The sequence below is a fragment of the Lentibacillus sp. CBA3610 genome, from assembly GCF_013373365.1.
In the GTDB taxonomy this organism is placed as follows: domain Bacteria; phylum Bacillota; class Bacilli; order Bacillales; family Amphibacillaceae; genus Lentibacillus.
On sequence record NZ_CP035925.1, the window covers coordinates 1559491 to 1575683 of the forward strand.

At 42.6% G+C, this 16193-nt stretch carries 12 protein-coding genes, 1 other RNA gene, 1 pseudogene and 1 other annotated feature; of the genes and pseudogenes, 3 read left to right on the plus strand and 11 right to left on the minus strand.

Annotated elements, in window-relative coordinates:
- Nucleotides 1-8 precede the first annotated feature (8 nt).
- From Len3610_RS07970 to Len3610_RS07990, 5 genes are read right to left on the minus strand one after another with little or no spacing between them, the layout of a single operon-like run.
- Nucleotides 9-2333 carry an SF1B family DNA helicase RecD2 gene (locus tag Len3610_RS07970; protein ID WP_176447478.1) on the minus strand — a complete coding sequence of 775 codons (2325 nt, stop codon included), beginning with the start codon at nucleotides 2331-2333 and terminating at the stop codon, nucleotides 9-11.
- 18 nt (nucleotides 2334-2351) lie between these two features.
- Nucleotides 2352-3020 (minus strand): tetratricopeptide repeat protein, encoded by a 669-nt coding sequence (locus tag Len3610_RS07975; protein ID WP_176447479.1) that lies wholly within the window; start codon nucleotides 3018-3020, stop codon nucleotides 2352-2354.
- Nucleotides 3021-3062: 42 nt separating this feature from the next.
- The gene (gene mnmA, locus Len3610_RS07980) at nucleotides 3063-4172 is read right to left on the minus strand and encodes a tRNA 2-thiouridine(34) synthase MnmA (RefSeq protein ID WP_176447480.1); all 1110 of its coding nucleotides are present in this window, start codon (nucleotides 4170-4172) and stop codon (nucleotides 3063-3065) included.
- Nucleotides 4173-4189: 17 nt separating this feature from the next.
- On the minus strand, nucleotides 4190-5332 hold the full coding sequence (locus Len3610_RS07985; RefSeq protein WP_176447481.1) for a cysteine desulfurase family protein: 1143 nt from the start codon (nucleotides 5330-5332) through the stop codon (nucleotides 4190-4192).
- 29 nt (nucleotides 5333-5361) lie between these two features.
- Nucleotides 5362-5781: a cysteine metabolism transcriptional regulator CymR gene (locus tag Len3610_RS07990; RefSeq protein ID WP_176447482.1), complete on the minus strand. Its 420-nt coding sequence runs from the start codon at nucleotides 5779-5781 to the stop codon at nucleotides 5362-5364.
- Between the two features lie 140 nt (nucleotides 5782-5921).
- Between Len3610_RS07990 and Len3610_RS07995 the strand changes: the two genes are divergently transcribed.
- On the plus strand, nucleotides 5922-7196 hold the full coding sequence (locus tag Len3610_RS07995; protein WP_176447483.1) for a replication-associated recombination protein A: 1275 nt from the start codon (nucleotides 5922-5924) through the stop codon (nucleotides 7194-7196).
- Nucleotides 7197-7483: 287 nt separating this feature from the next.
- Nucleotides 7484-8140 carry an RsfA family transcriptional regulator gene (locus Len3610_RS08000; protein WP_176447484.1) on the plus strand — a complete coding sequence of 219 codons (657 nt, stop codon included), beginning with the start codon at nucleotides 7484-7486 and terminating at the stop codon, nucleotides 8138-8140.
- A gap of 380 nt (nucleotides 8141-8520) precedes the next feature.
- On the opposite strand, the gene ssrS is transcribed toward Len3610_RS08000, so the two are convergent.
- The 4 genes and pseudogenes from ssrS to Len3610_RS08020 all read right to left on the minus strand — a co-directional run bounded on the left by ssrS (nucleotide 8521) and on the right by Len3610_RS08020 (nucleotide 12472).
- Nucleotides 8521-8708: non-coding RNA, 6S RNA (gene ssrS, locus Len3610_RS08005), on the minus strand.
- Between the two features lie 157 nt (nucleotides 8709-8865).
- A complete protein-coding gene (gene aspS, locus Len3610_RS08010) occupies nucleotides 8866-10632 on the minus strand; it encodes an aspartate--tRNA ligase (RefSeq protein WP_176447485.1) in 1767 nt (588 codons plus the stop codon).
- Nucleotides 10625-11913, minus strand: a pseudogene (gene hisS / locus Len3610_RS08015) (histidine--tRNA ligase). The gene aspS and the pseudogene hisS overlap by 8 nt, the downstream one beginning before the upstream one ends.
- A 53-nt stretch (nucleotides 11914-11966) precedes the next feature.
- Nucleotides 11967-12248: a binding site (T-box leader), on the minus strand.
- Between the two features lie 50 nt (nucleotides 12249-12298).
- Complete coding sequence (locus tag Len3610_RS08020) at nucleotides 12299-12472, minus strand: hypothetical protein (protein ID WP_176447487.1); 174 nt, start codon at nucleotides 12470-12472, stop codon at nucleotides 12299-12301.
- 96 nt (nucleotides 12473-12568) lie between these two features.
- Between Len3610_RS08020 and Len3610_RS08025 the strand changes: the two genes are divergently transcribed.
- Nucleotides 12569-13390 carry an N-acetylmuramoyl-L-alanine amidase family protein gene (locus Len3610_RS08025; protein ID WP_176447488.1) on the plus strand — a complete coding sequence of 274 codons (822 nt, stop codon included), beginning with the start codon at nucleotides 12569-12571 and terminating at the stop codon, nucleotides 13388-13390.
- A 39-nt stretch (nucleotides 13391-13429) separates the two neighbouring features.
- Here Len3610_RS08025 and dtd read toward each other — a convergent pair whose 3' ends face one another.
- Together dtd and Len3610_RS08035 are read right to left on the minus strand one after the other, a co-directional pair.
- The gene (dtd, locus tag Len3610_RS08030) at nucleotides 13430-13876 is read right to left on the minus strand and encodes a D-aminoacyl-tRNA deacylase (RefSeq protein WP_176447489.1); all 447 of its coding nucleotides are present in this window, start codon (nucleotides 13874-13876) and stop codon (nucleotides 13430-13432) included.
- Between the two features lie 26 nt (nucleotides 13877-13902).
- Nucleotides 13903-16104, minus strand: a complete 2202-nt coding sequence (locus Len3610_RS08035) for a RelA/SpoT family protein (protein ID WP_176447490.1) — start codon at nucleotides 16102-16104, stop codon at nucleotides 13903-13905.
- Between the last annotated feature and the right edge of the window lie 89 nt (nucleotides 16105-16193).

The following is a 16193-nucleotide window of genomic DNA, read 5'->3' on the forward strand; positions in this document are numbered from 1 at the left end:
CATACCAGTCACATAAAATCATACGGTGTAATTTCTTTTTCTTCCTCGTCCGGCGCTTTGTTTTCATAATTATCGTGTAAACGCTCGCGTAACTGTTGTTTCAGTGATGTATACCGTTTATTTGAATCAAGTCTTTGAACCCCACGTAAAAATGCCTGCCGGTCGCCGCAAATAATGAGTGATTTTTTACTTCTGGTTATCGCCGTGTAGAGCAAATTTTTCTTCAGCATACGATTGTAGGCAGAAACGACTGGCATGATAACAATCGGAAATTCACTTCCCTGTGATTTATGGATGGAAATACAGTAAGCGTGTGTGATATTGACATAGTCTTTCCGCTCATAGCTGACTTCTTTACCTTCAAAATCCACGACCAGCTGTTCAACGTTATCGACATTCTCATCTTCCTCAAATATAGCAACCACTTCACCAATATCACCATTATAAATGCTGTCTTCCGGCTGATTGACAAGCTGCAGCACTTTATCACCAACTCGAAATACAGCGTCTTTCGTTTTAATCTCCCGTTTTGATGGTGATGACGGATTGATAAGTGTTTGCAAATGCTGATTGATCATGGTTATGCCCACTTGGGACCGATACATTGGTGCCATAACCTGGATGTTTTTCAAATCAATCCCTTTTTCTTTAGCCCGATCGATGATGGTCGTCACAACATCAATCAGCTGGTCTGTACTGCACGAAATGAAACTGAAATCTTTATCATTCTTTAAAGCACTTTGGCTGCATGCATCCTGTTTGATTAAGTGTGCCAATTCGATTATTTTCGATCCTTCTTTTTGCCGGTATACATCATGAAGGCTGACATAAGGAATGTATTCACTTCCAAGCAAGTCAGCCAATACTTGACCAGGACCGACTGATGGCAGCTGGTCCTCATCACCTACAAGCAAAACCTGCATATCATCCGGAATGGCTTTGAACAGATTATTGGCAAGCCAAATGTCAACCATGGAAAACTCATCAACGATTAAATACTTTCCTGCCAATTGTTCATGTTCATTTTTTTCAAAACCGCTTTGCCCATCCCAGCCTAATAGACGATGGATGGTTACCGCCGGGAGACCCGTTGATTCCGTAAGCCGTTTAGCCGCCCTGCCGGTGGGTGCTGTTAAAATAAATGGATAGTCCGAAGCAGAATCGTATTCACCCGGGTCAGTTGAAATGCCATGGATTTCAGCATAGGCATTCAGAATCCCTTTGATGACAGTTGTTTTGCCGGTTCCAGGTCCCCCGGTAACGATCATTAATTTGGAACGTAATGCTTGCTGAATGGCTTCGAATTGTTCCTTGCCATAACTGAGGACTTCCTCTTCTTCAATATCACCGATAATTTTCATCAATTCTGCTAATGGGGTATCATGTTCAACTGGCTTGGTAATCAATCGTTTAATGTTTGATGCAAACCCGTCTTCGGCATAATAAAGTGAAGGAAGATAGACATTGCCCTCGTTTAAGATAACGTCCTTTTCCTGGTTTAGTGTTTCCAACCGATTTGTAACCATCTCACGGTTGAGCTGCTGATCCGGGTGAGCCAGCAAATCAATCACCTGGTGCACACACGCATCAATCGGCAAAAACACATGACCATCCTGGATATTTTTTTGCAGCACATAAATACACCCAGCTCCTATACGGCTTGGGTGTGTCAATGACAGACCATTCGTGCGGGCAATCTGATCCGCAGTCTGAAAGCCAAATCCTTCTATATCAAACACGTATTGATAAGGATCTTCCTGCAACACGTTAATCGCTTCATCCTTATAATGCTTGTAAATTTTTTGTGCCATCTTCAGACCGATCCCATAATTGGACAAATAAACAGCAATGTGCTCGAATCCCTGATTTTCTTTTAACGTTTCAGCAAGATGATCGGCTTTATCTTTTTTTAAACCGGGGACTTTTGTTAACACGTCCGAATCATTCAAAATTTTGGAAATAGCACTTTCACCCAAAGTGTCGACAATCTTTCCAGCTGTTCGCTTTCCGATTCCATAAAACATATCACTGGATAGATAAGAAATCAGTCCATCTTTTGTATCCGGAATAAATGTTTGATAGGAAGCCACTTTATACTGCAGTCCAAATCTGGAATGGCGTTCAAAACTTCCATAAAAATAATAGGCAGCCGTTTCCTGCAGATCAGAAAAATACCCTTTTATGACAATGTCTTTTTCCTGATAATCTTCATTCGTGTCATGGATTTTAATTTTGGCAATGGAAAAGTTCTCCTGTTCATTCTGAAAAATCGTGTACAGCAGTTCCCCTTTAATATATCCATTTTCCTGGCGGGTCTGTTTATCCGTTGCCATACGAATAACCTCACTATCTTACATATCAGTATTGTTCATTACTTGCATAATCTGTTTTTTGGCATTTGCTGCCAGTACATGTTCCGGCTGGACTTCCAGTGTTTGATTAAAATGGTCCAATGCAGTTTGCAGTTCTTCTTCATACAAAGCAATGACGCCCAGGTTATAATAAGCATCACTATGACGTTCATCCAATTCCAGCACGTGTTGGAATATGGGTTTTGCATCATTGATATGCTCGCTTTGAGCCAGTGACAGCCCGTATTGAAACAAGTATTCTGTATCTTCGGGATCCAATTCAGTTGCCCGCATCAAGTATGGAATAGCCAGTTTATATTCCTCTTGATGGAAAAATGTCATCCCGAGCAAATAAAATACATCAGCTTCTTCCAGACCGATTTCAATAGCTTTTAAAAAGTTTTGCTGGGCATTTGAAAAATCCTGTTTTTCATAAAAGAGATTCCCTAACCCGTAATAGGCTGTTGCTGCATTCTGATCTAACTCGATTGCACGGTTATAAAAACGTTCCGCACGTTCATCATCATTGATATGCAGCAATAAATTGCCAAAGTTTATATAACCGACCGGATCTTGCGGATTCGCTTCAATTATATCATTGAAAAGCTGTGCTGCTTCCTCATACTTTTGTTCTTTCATCAGCTCTATCGCCTGCTGATTTTTATCCATTCTTTCACCTCTAATCATCGATAGCGGGACAGAAACCACTCATCAACCGACATAGTCAAGATAATTTTCATCTTTGATAACTTCATCGATCGTACCGCCTCCCAGACAAACGTCACCGTCATAAAACACGACCGCTTGTCCGGGTGTTATTGCCCGCTGTCTTTCATGGAATTCAACATGTACGTTACCATCTTCCATTTTAGTGACCGTCACCTCGTTATCCTGCTGACGATACCTGAATTTAGCGGTACATGTGAACGATTCACCCGGCGTCGGATTGATCCAGTTGACGTCTGAAGCAATCAAACCATCTGAATATAATTTGTCATTATCAAAGCCCTGGCCAACATATAAAATATTGTCCTTAAGATTTTTACCGACGACAAACCATGGTTCACCTGATCCACCGATTCCCAAGCCTTGGCGCTGACCGATCGTATAATACATAAGACCGTCATGGCGGCCTTTTTCAACACCATCCAATGTTGCCATGACACCCGGCTGTGCAGGCAAGTATTCGCTCAGGAATTCTTTGAAGTTTCGTTCACCAATAAAGCAAACGCCTGTACTGTCTTTTTTCGTCGCAGTCACCAGACCATGTTCTTGGGCAATTTCCCGGACTTCATGCTTATTCAGATGGCCAAGTGGGAATATGACGTTTTCAAGCACATCTGAGGTCAGTTGATTTAGGAAATACGTCTGATCTTTATTATCATCCACGCCCCGGAGCATTTCATATTGCCCATTATTATTTCTCACTTGCGCATAATGACCTGTAGCAAGATAGTCTGCCCCAAGTGACATGGCATGCTCAAGGAAGGCCTTAAATTTAATTTCCTTATTGCACATCACATCCGGATTAGGTGTTCTGCCCGCTTTATATTCATCAAGAAAATACGTGAACACTTTATCCCAGTATTGTTTCTCAAAGTTAACGGCAAAATAGGGGATATCCAGTTGGTTGCATACCCGGACAACGTCATCATAATCTTCTGTAGCGGTGCAGACGCCATTTTCGTCTGTATCATCCCAATTTTTCATGAAAATACCAACAACATCGTAACCTTGTTCTTTCAGGAGGAGTGCGGCGACAGATGAGTCAACACCACCGCTCATGCCAACAACGACCCGTGTATCTTCATTTTTTTTCATGTTTATCACCACCTTATTTATTGTGTTAACCGTTTAACAATCGTCGCAACACGGTTTGCTGCTTCAATCACATTTTCTTCTGTATTGAACGACCCAAAACTGAACCGGATTGAGTTAGTCGTCCGGTTGTCATTTTCCCCGTACATGGCTGCCAATACATGGGACGGCTCCACTGACCCTGCTGTGCATGCACTGCCGCTTGATGCCGCTATACCATCCAAATCAAAATTTGTCAACAGAGCCTCAACGTTTGCACCGGGGAAACTGATATTGACAATCGAAGCTATACTTTGATCCAGCGCGCCGTTCACAGCGTAATTTACCCCGTTTTCGGAAAGCTGCTTCATAAACTGTTCTTTATAATGGGCGTATGTCTGCCTTCTATCTGCCTTGTTATCCAGCGACAGTTCAACAGCTGTCTGAAACCCGACAGCAGCAGCAACATTCTCCGTACCCGGGCGGCGTTTTCGTTCCTGTTCGCCCCCAAATTGCAATGCTTCGATTTTTACACCATGCGAAACATACAAAAACCCGATGCCCTTAGGCCCGTTTATTTTATGGGACGAAACAGTTAACAAATCAATTCCTGATTGTTTCACATCAATATCCAATAAGCCGAAAGCCTGTACAGCATCTGTATGAAAATACGCCTGATGATCTTTTAGTATCTCACCAATCGCTTCCACCGGCTGGATGACACCTGTTTCATTATTCACATACATGATGGATACTAAAATGGTTTCCGGTGTGAGCGCCTCTGTTAAATCAGCAATGTTAATCCTTCCCGTTTCATCAACCGGAAGATACGTGACATCAAACCCTTGCTGTTCCAGGTTTTCAGCTGTATATAGTGCGGCATGATGCTCCTGATGCGTCGTAATGATATGATTCCCTTTATGCCGATTAGCCAAAGCTGTTCCAATCATGGCCAGATTATCTGCTTCAGTTCCGCCGCTTGTAAAGACAATTTCTTTTTCATCAGCTTGAATACTCCCTGCCATTGTACGACGCGCCTCATCAAGATATTGTCTGGCTTTCCGTCCGAATGCATGAACACTTGACGGATTGCCGAAAATATTTGTCATAATCGGATTCATTGCTTCAATGACCCGTTTATCCATTGGGGCCGTAGCTGCATGATCCAAATAAATGTGGTCCATGTTTCTTACCCTTTCCTGCTCAAAATTATTTAAATATAAAACATATAAGCATCTTGCAGCTTATCATTTTCATGCCGCTTCAAATCTTCCAGGGTTGTGGTATCCAGCACATCTTTAACGGCATCCCTGATCCTTATCCATAGCGCCTGTTTAGCAGGTTCTTCATCCTCAATTCCTTCGACAGGTGAGATGGGTCCTTCCAATACACGTATAATGTCACCTGCTTTTATATCGCGCGCGTCTTTTGCCAGTATATAGCCGCCATAGGCACCCCTGACACTCTTAACCAGACCCGCATTTCTTAACGGTGAGGCCAGCTGTTCCAGATAATGTTCAGACAAACCCTTATCACGTGCGATTGTCTTCAGTGATGTTGGTCCATCACCATGTCTCCTTGCCAGTTCAAGCATGATTGTTAACCCATATCGTCCTTTTGTGGAAATCTTCATTTGTAACACCTCGTGACATAAACGTCCATATTCTTTATAACAATACACAATATTATAGCATGAATTACCTGTCTCTTGCATTTTAACACAATCAGAATTACGCTTTTACATATACAGCTTATTATTTTATAAAAAGGACGATGAAAATGAAACCACTTGCTTATCGCATGCGACCCGAACACATAGACGACATTATCGGCCAGGAACATTTGGTCACCAAGGGAAAAATACTTAACCGCATGATTCAGGCTGAGCGCCTGTCTCCGATGATTCTTTTTGGCCCGCCCGGAACCGGAAAGACGTCATTGGCATATGCTTTGGCCAAAAGTTTAAATATCCCGGTAAAAATGTTAAATGCTGTCGTTGATAAGAAAAAAGATATGGAAATTGTGGTGGAAGAAGCAAAAATGAGCGGCCAAGTCGTATTAGTGCTTGATGAAGTGCACCGACTGGACAAGGCAAAGCAGGATTTCCTGCTTCCGCATATCGAGAGCAACCTTCTGACATTAATTGGCTGCACGACAAGTAATCCTTATCATTCTATTAACCCAGCCATACGCAGCAGATGCCATTTGTTCGAAACGATGGACAATATCAAAACAGCCATTATAAGAGCTGCGAACGATGATGTGAATGGATTGGGTTCTGAGCCAATTGAGCTGACAGAAGAGGCGTTGGATCACTTGGCGTTCGCTGCGAATGGTGACATGCGCTCAGCCTTGAATGGCCTTGAACTTGCCGTATCCTCAACACCCAAGAACAATGATGGAAAAATCGTTATCTCACTGGAAGCCGCTGAAGAATGCATGCAGAAAAAAAGTTTTTCGCATGATAAAGATGGTGACGCGCATTATGATGTCCTGTCAGCATTTCAAAAATCAATCCGGGGCAGTGATGTTAACGCAGCATTGCATTATCTCGGCCGATTGATTGAGGCAGGTGATCTGGATAGCATCGCTCGACGTATGATTGTTATAGCGTATGAGGATATCGGCCTTGCCAACCCACAGGCTGGTCCCCGTGCCGTTTCCGCTGTCCAGGCTGCAGAACGGCTTGGGTTTCCGGAGGCACGTATACCATTAGCCGTCACCATCGTGGAACTGGCCCTGTCTCCTAAATCCAATACAGCATATAAGGCGCTTGATGAGGCACTCTCTGATATCCGCAGCGGAAAAAGCGGGGATGTGCCGGCCCACTTAAAAGACACCCATTACCAAGGGGCTCAAAAAATTGGACGGGGCGTTGATTATAAATACCCGCACAATTATGAAAACAACTGGGTCAATCAGCAGTATTTGCCTGAGACAATTAAAAATAAAGATTACTATAAACCTAAGGACAGCAGCAAATTTGAACAGCAATTAAAACAAGTCCACGAAAAAATTCAGTCGGAAAAAAATAATACTAGATTTTAAAGGTATAATTCCTTTTTCAAACGGTCAAACTAAACAATATAGATAAAGTGAAACGTCCATCAGTGATGAAGGTCTTCAGCCTCCATTGATGGTTAAACACAACATCCTGAAACGCCTTTGATACCTGTAACGTTCAGGCCGAAGCAATTCAGGGTGTCAGCGTCCGCTTTCTCCCCCTGAACATTTAACTCATGTTCCTGAGTTAGGAGACATACGGACGATTGCACAGGTATACAATTCTATGTTTTAAATCATGATGACCGTTTTTGAAAAAGGAGTTGACTATAATGGGAAAAGTAAGACAGGATGCTTGGTCGCATGAAGATGATCTGTTACTGGCGGAAACTGTATTACGCCATATCAGAGAAGGCAGTACACAATTACATGCTTTTGAGGAGGTTGGCGATAAGCTGAATCGTACTTCAGCCGCCTGCGGATTTCGCTGGAACGCCGAAGTCAGGAATAAATATAACGATGCTATAGAACTTGCGAAACGGCAACGGAAAGAGAAAAAACGTGCCGCTGCCAAAAAAGCGAAACAACCTGTTATCGCAATGCCGCAAAATGATAATGCAGCTGTCGAACCCGTCAAAACAGAAAATGCGGATGAACAACAATCCCTAACAATGGATTCTGTTATTCAATTTTTAAAACAGTTGAAAAAAGACTATCAGGCTTCCAATCAATCAAAACGCTCACTGGAGCAGATGAAGCAGGAAAATGAAACGTTAAGGGATCAAGTGAGTGAACTGGAAAGTCAATTGACCCGTACGACAAAGCAACTTGAAACAGTACAGGAAGACTATCAAGTATTTATGCAAATTATGGACAGAGCTCGCAAGATGACTGTTTTTGAAGATCAGGATTCATTACAAGCCCCATCATTCCGCATGGATAAAAATGGAAACCTGCAACAGGTTGTGGATGGTTCGTCCAACCAATAAGAAAAACTCAGGCCCAGCCTCGTCTTTCCAGAGGCAGAGGCCGGAAGTCAGCTGGAAGAAATCGGCGAATTAGCCGATTTCAATACTGTGAAAACGTCACCTAAAATGATATACTTTCTGACTTATGAGAAAAGCAAAAGGAATCGGCACAGCCGATTCCTTTTATTCTGACCTCTGGCATCTGTTATTATCCCGCATGTAACGGACATTAATCCCCCCAAAATACGGGGGATAATTGTCCGTAAATGCCCGATTCGGTTCGGGCCAACACGATGTTGGTCACAAAGGCGTTGCAACAGGACGTTGCGTACTTAGCCTTTGTTCCTTTTCTAAGCGAGGGAAATACACCCTCGCTTATTGAAGTTTCACTTTATGTATCTATCAATCCCAATTGTGCCGTCTGTTTTTTTTGTTTTGATCCCGCTCAAGGCAGGTGGGTGCCCTGTTCCATATATTATTATGCTTCCCCTTTTCAGGGGCATGCACGCAATATGAAAACCTATTCGGGCTCCCATTTATATAAGTGTTCGGTCAAAACGAATGTAGCAGACGTACACATCAGGATTGAAATCATTCGCTTATCTTTTGTAAGGCTATATTAACATACACTTAACGTATTATCAATAAACACTCATATGAAATATACATGACAGATGTTAAAATTATACAACAACTTTCTGCGTGAACTGGCAGTAACCGATTTAAGTTTCACTTTTTCAATTGAATCATTCTTCATGTTTGATTTGAATGGATAGTTCCTGCAACTGCTCATCACTTACATCGCTTGGCGCATCAGTAAGCAAGTCTGAAGCTGATGCTGTCTTTGGAAACAAAATTGTATCCCTGAGATTTGACCTCCCAGCCAAAATCATGACGAACCTGTCCAGACCCAATGCAATGCCTCCATGTGGAGGCGCACCATATTCCAGTGCTTCAAGCAGAAATCCGAACTGTTCCTCGGTCTTTTCGTTTGTAAATCCCAAAACTTCAAACATTTTCTCCTGATGTTCTTTCTTATGAATACGCAATGAACCACCGCCAAGTTCATAGCCGTTTAAGACGAGGTCATAGGCATTGGCGCGGACACTTCCCGGATCAGTGTCCAATTTGGCCAAATCATCCTCAACCGGCATTGTGAACGGATGATGCGCCGCAAAATACCGTTCAAGCTCTTCATCATATTCCAGTAACGGCCAATCAGTGACCCAGAGAAAATTAAACTTGCTCTTGTCAATCAAGTCCAATTCTTTGCCCAGTTTTAGCCGCAGTGCCCCTAAGCTGTCATAAACAATATCTGTCTTATCGGAGCCAAACAGCAGCAAATCGCCATCGGATGCATCTGCCCTGTCGATCAGGCCTTGTTTTTCCTCATCGGATAGGAACTTGGCAATGGGTCCTGTCACGTCGCTTCCTTCAATTTTCAGCCATGCCAATCCTTTTGCACCATAAACTTTTACAAAATCGGTCAATTTGTCAATGTCTTTTCGGGAATAATTTGCCGCCTGCCCTTTTACATTTAACAAACAGACTTTCCCTCCTGCTTCCAGCGCTCCTCTGAATACCTTGAATGATGAATTCGCCACAACGTCCGACACATGAATGAGTTCCATGCCCAGGCGCGTATCAGGTTTATCAGAACCAAATCGTTCCATCGCTTCATGATATGGCATTCTCGGCAATGGCAGTGAAATATCGATATCTTTTACTTCTTTCAAAACATGCTTCATCATTCTTTCAGTCATGTCCATGATATCATCACCGGTCATAAAAGACGTTTCAATATCTATTTGTGTAAATTCCGGCTGACGATCTGCCCGTAAATCCTCATCCCGGAAACAACGTGCAATCTGGTAATATTTTTCAAAACCGCTCATCATGATCAACTGTTTGAACAACTGTGGTGATTGGGGAAGAGCATAAAATTCACCCTCATGCACACGACTTGGAACGAGATAGTCTCTTGCACCCTCAGGCGTACTTTTTGTCAATATAGGGGTTTCCATTTCTAAAAAGTCATCATCATTCAAAAAGTTGCGTATCGCCTGAGTTGTTTTGTGACGCATTTTAAACGTTTCCTGTAATGGACTTCTGCGCAAATCAATATAACGGTATTTCAGGCGTAAGTCCTCGGCAACATCCGATTCTTCCTCGATCAGGAATGGAGGTGTCTTTGCCTTATTCAGGATTGTTAACTCTGACGCAATCACTTCAACGCTTCCTGTTTCCATTGCCGGATTCACCGTAGAGGCATCGCGCTTAACCACTTTGCCCTTCACTTCCAGAACATATTCAGTCCTGACCGTATCAGCTATCTCCAACGCTTTTTGAGAATGATCCGGATTGAAAACAACTTGAACAAGTCCGGATTTATCACGTAAATCAATAAAAATTAAGCCGCCTAAATCCCGGCGTCTCTGCGCCCATCCCTTTAATAAAACAGGTTGTTCAACATCTTTTTCATCTAATGTACCGGCTGAAATCCGTTCACTCATTAGTATTTCCTCCTGACAGCTTCGCCTGCAAATATTCGACTAATTGCGTTAGACGTACTTCTTCCTGGTTACCCGTATCATTTCTTTCACATTGATCACTTGCTGCGCTATTTCACTTTCACCCAAAATTAATACATATTTAGCGCGGAAACGATCCGCTGCTTTAAACTGTGCTTTCGTTTTACGATCCTGGTAATCACGGTCAATTTGGATACCATTTTTTCGCAATTCATGAACAAGTTGAACAGAAGCCTTTTCTGCTTCATCACCGACTGTAACAATAAAGCAGTCCAGATCCTCGTCGGCGGGAATTTTAACATTTTCAGCTTCAAGAGCCATAAGCAGCCGTTCAAGCCCCATTCCGAATCCAATCCCCGGGGTTGCCGGTCCGCCCAATTCCTCGATCAGGCCATTATACCTGCCGCCGCCGGTAAGTGTTGTAATCGCGCCAAACCCTTCTGCTTCACTCATGATTTCAAATGCTGTGTGATTATAATAGTCAAGACCGCGGACAAGATTTGGATCAACTTCATAATCTATCCCCATCAGCGTCAGATAGTTTTTGACTTTTTCAAAATAAATCGTGGAATCCTCATTCAAATAATCAAGAACAGATGGCGCCGTCTTCATAGCGGGGTGTTCACTATCCGTTTTACAGTCCAGAATCCGCAATGGATTTTGCACGAGCCGCGTTTGGCAGTCATTGCATAATTCAACCTTGTGCGGTGTGAAATGATCCACCAATGCCTGCCGGTGGTTTTCCCTGCTTTCTTTATCACCCAGCGAGTTTATCACCAGTTTCAAGGACCTTAGCCCAAGTTCCCGATAAACCGACATCGCCAAATCAATGACCTCCGCATCGATGGCCGGGTCAGCGCTCCCCATTGCCTCAACGCCAAATTGGTTCAACTGCCGCATCCTGCCCTTCTGCGGACGCTCATAACGGAACATTTGGGCAAAATAATACAGTTTAACAGGCTGACTCGGATTTCCGTGCATCTTATGTTCAACAAATGAACGTACGACGGATGCTGTACCTTCCGGGCGGAGTGTCAGACTTCTGCCGCCGCGATCTTCAAATGTATACATCTCTTTTTGCACAATGTCAGTCGAATCACCTACCCCGCGCTGAAAAACTTCTGTATGCTCAAACAAAGGTGTCCGTATTTCATCAAAATGGTACCGTCTGCACACATCTTTAATTTTCTGTTCGACAAACTGCCATTTAGCAGCCTCTTCCGGTAAAATATCGACCGTACCTCGTGGAGCTTTCATACTCATTATTACAACCCCCTATTCCTATTTTACATATAAAAAACTCCCATCCCTTATATATAAGGGACGGGAGTTTGCCCGCGTTGCCACCCTGATTGATGTTCTTACAACATCCGCTCTTCACAGTTAACGCCTGCAAAACGTCTATACCTACTCTATAACGGGAATACGATACAAAACAGCTGTGGTAAAACCGATTTCCCACAAACTATTCCAATCCCTGTTCGATACAGAACCTAAGGAATGTCGTTCATCAGGGCTTCTGTGAAAATGTTTCCAGCCTATGACATTTTCTCTCTGGTCACAAGCGACCTGACTACTGTTTCCATCACTGGTTTTGTTTATCTATCACATTGAATGAATACTATAATAATGTTTCATGGCTTCGTTGTCAAGTACGGGTTATTTTTTTCTTCAACCTTTTAACTTCGCCAAGTGAAACCCCTAGCTCTTCTGCGATTTCCATATGATTAAACCGGTCTTCCATTTCCGTAAAACGGTGAAAATCCACACCGAAAATTTCCTTATCAGTACTCGAGTGCCACTGCTTTTCATGTATACGCACCACAATTCCTCCCTTGTCTCTCCTAGTTTTGCCTAATTGAATACTTTTTATTAAAATAGAGAGAGGTTATGAAAATACACGATAGGATGAATGTGAGTGCACTTAAAAAAATCCGCGGTAATGTTTACCATTATTCTATGCCTTTCATTTGCATCTGTTGTACAAGCTAAAAACACGATCACGATTCAATATGACAATACCCATTTACGTGAAGGACCTTCAACAACATATGAAATCAACGGGTACGCCGAAAAAGGAGAAGAATTTAACGTTATATCAGCAGAAGATAAATGGATCGAAATTACAAATGGGCAAATGTCGGGCTATGTATTCAAAGAATTTATTAATAATCAGTCAGCCTATACGTCATCAGGTCTGGATAATAAAACAATCGTCATAGATGCCGGGCATGGCGGGATTGATGTGGGTGCAATTGGTGCAAGTGGCTCTTATGAGAAAGATTTCACCTATCGGACGATGCAGGAACTGGAAGAAAAGCTTACCATACTTGGCGCTGACGTTATTTTAACAAGAGGGGAAGATCGGTATGTGTCACTTGCGAGCAGGACAAGCCTGGCCAATATAGTGAATGCAGATGCTTTTATAAGTATCCATTACAACAGTTTTTCCGAAGCACCCAATGTAACAGGAATCGGCACATATTACGATCATGAACAGGACGCGCCCCTTGCAGTGTCTGTTCAAGATGGTTTGATCAGCAAAACTGAAGCAGCTGACCGAAAAGCACAGGAAGAAGACTACTACGTCATCAAACAAACCTTCCGCCCGTCTATTCTCGTTGAACTTGGATTTATTTCCAATCCGGAAACAGACCAGCTTCTTCAGACCAATCGTTACCAACAGAAACTAATATCAGGTATTGTTACTGGGCTGAACAATTACTTTTTACACCCCTGAAAAATCAGTGGGGAAAGTGCGCCCCACCGAATGAAGTTTCTACCGTTCATGGCTGTCAAGGATGATTGTTACCGGTCCTGAATTGGTTAATCGGACATGCATCATTTCGCCAAATTCGCCTGTTTCCACTTGAATTTGCTGCTGTTCGATCTGCTGATTAAAATATTGGTACAGTTCATTTGCCTGTTCCGGTTTGGCGGCATCCAAATAACTTGGCCGCCGTCCTTTTCGTGTATCGGCATACAGTGTAAACTGCGATATGGACAGTACTTTCCCTGAAATATCTTTTAATGACCGATTCATTTTGCCATTTTCATCATCAAAAATCCGCAAATGAACCAATTTATTCACCAGATAGTCCGCGTCTTCTTCTGTATCATCGTGTGTTACACCAAGCAGGACAACCAGTCCATGATCGATCGCTCCTGTTGTTGATTCATTGACGGTGACACTGGCCTGTCCCGAACGCTGAATTACTGCTTTCATGCCTCGATGACTCCTTTATAACTAATTTATTGTGTCGTCCGTGTCACGGTGTAAACATCTTTTATCTGTTTAATTCGATCGACAATCCGTTTTAAATGTCCTATATTGTGAATAAGGATTGTTATGTGAATAACAGCCATTCTGTTTCGATCTGAACGGCCATTGACATACGTAATATTCGTTTTCGTTTCATTTACCGCTTGTAATACTTCGTTGACGAGACCACGGCGATCATATCCGGAAATCTCCAGATCAACATGGTATTGCTTTTTGTCCGTGCGGGTGTTTTCCCATTCGACATGAAGCAGACGTTCCTTAACTTCTTCTGACTGTACATTCGGGCAATCTTTCCGATGTACAGAGACACCTCTTCCTTTTGTAATATAACCAACAATCGGATCACCGGGAACCGGATTACAACATTTCGAGAGGCGGACTAATAAATTATCAACCCCTTCCACTTTAACACCCGAATCCCTTTTTTGGATTTTTTTCGTTATCGCATCATTTTTAACTTCCTCAATTGTTTCTTCAAGGTTCTGTTCCTTTTGTTTGGCTTGACGCAACCTGTCTGTCAGGCGTGTTGCGATTAATGCTGCCGTAATTCCCTGATATCCTACTGCGGCATACATATCGTCCTCATTGGAAAAATTAAACTTTTCAAACACACGCTGTAAATTATCATGTGTTAACACGTCTTTGGGTTCAATTCCGAATGCGCGAATTTCTTTATCAACAGCTTCCTTGCCTTTACTGATATTTTCATCACGGCGCTGCCTTTTAAAGAATTGTTTAATTTTACTTTTCGCCTGTGATGTCTGAGTAATTGCCAGCCAATCATGAGAAGGACCATATGAATGCTTGGAGGTCATGACATCCACAATATCCCCGTTTTTCAGCTGATAATCGAGTGGTTCCATTTTTCCGTTCACTTTCGCACCAATTGTCTTATTGCCCACTTCCGTATGAATCCGGTAAGCAAAATCAAGCGGGACTGAGCCTGACGGCAACTCGATGACATCACCTTTGGGTGTAAACACATAGACCATATCGGAAAACAAATCAACTTTTAATGTTTCCATAAATTCCTCTGCATCATGTGTCTCATTCTGCCAATCGAGAATTTCCCGGAACCATGTCAGTTTATCTTCAAACGCTTTACTCCCCTTCGATGGCTGCTTCCCCTCTTTATAAGCCCAATGTGCCGCAATTCCATATTCTGCAATTTCATGCATTTCCTTGGTGCGTATTTGGACTTCAAGCGGATCACCTTTTGGACCAATGACCGTAGTATGCAATGACTGATAAAGATTTGGCTTAGGCATAGCAATGTAATCCTTAAATCTGCCCGGCATCGGTTTCCAGCATGTATGAATGATTCCCAGCACTGCATAACAGTCTTTAATGCTGTGAACAAGAATGCGAACGGCAAGCAAATCATATATTTCATTAAATTGTTTGTTTTGCTCGGCCATTTTTCGATAAATACTGTATAAATGCTTCGGTCTGCCGGAAATATCCGCTTCAATGCTGACATCCTTCAATTGATCCTTCAATTCATCAATAACGTCATCAATATAGGACTCCCGTTCTTCCCGTTTTTGTTTCATCAGTTGAACAATGCGGTAATACTGTTGTGGATTCAGATAACGTAATGCGGTATCTTCGAGTTCCCATTTAATGGTTGATATCCCGAGCCGATGAGCTAATGGGGCAAAGATTTCCAATGTTTCATTGGAAATCCGGCGTTGTTTATGTGGCGGTAAATGTTTCAGCGTCCGCATGTTATGCAGCCGGTCCGCAAGCTTAATTAAAATAACCCGGATATCCCTTGCCATTGCAACAAACATTTTCCTGTGATTTTCTGCCTGAAGAGCTTCCTTCGATTTATATTTTATTTTTCCCAGTTTGGTAACGCCATCGACCAGCATGGCCAATTCATGGTCAAAAGCATCTTCCAAATCGTCTAATGTCACATCTGTATCCTCAACAACATCATGCAAAAATCCCCCGGCAATTGTCACCGGATCCATATTCAGTTCAACCAGAATCCCGGCAACCTGAACCGGATGAACAATATAAGGTTCGCCAGATTTCCGAAACTGATCCTTATGGGCATCTTCGGCAAATTTATATGCATCATGAAGGTATTCAGCATCTTCCTCTGATAGGTACCGACGGGCCTTATTAATCACTTCTTCACTTGTTAATGCTTCCTCTTTAGCCATAAAATCACCTGAATTCACTTTAACAATAATTCTTAACAGTTCAGATCCGGCACTCCGGCTTCTTGCGGGTTCCGTTCAACCCTTGCACT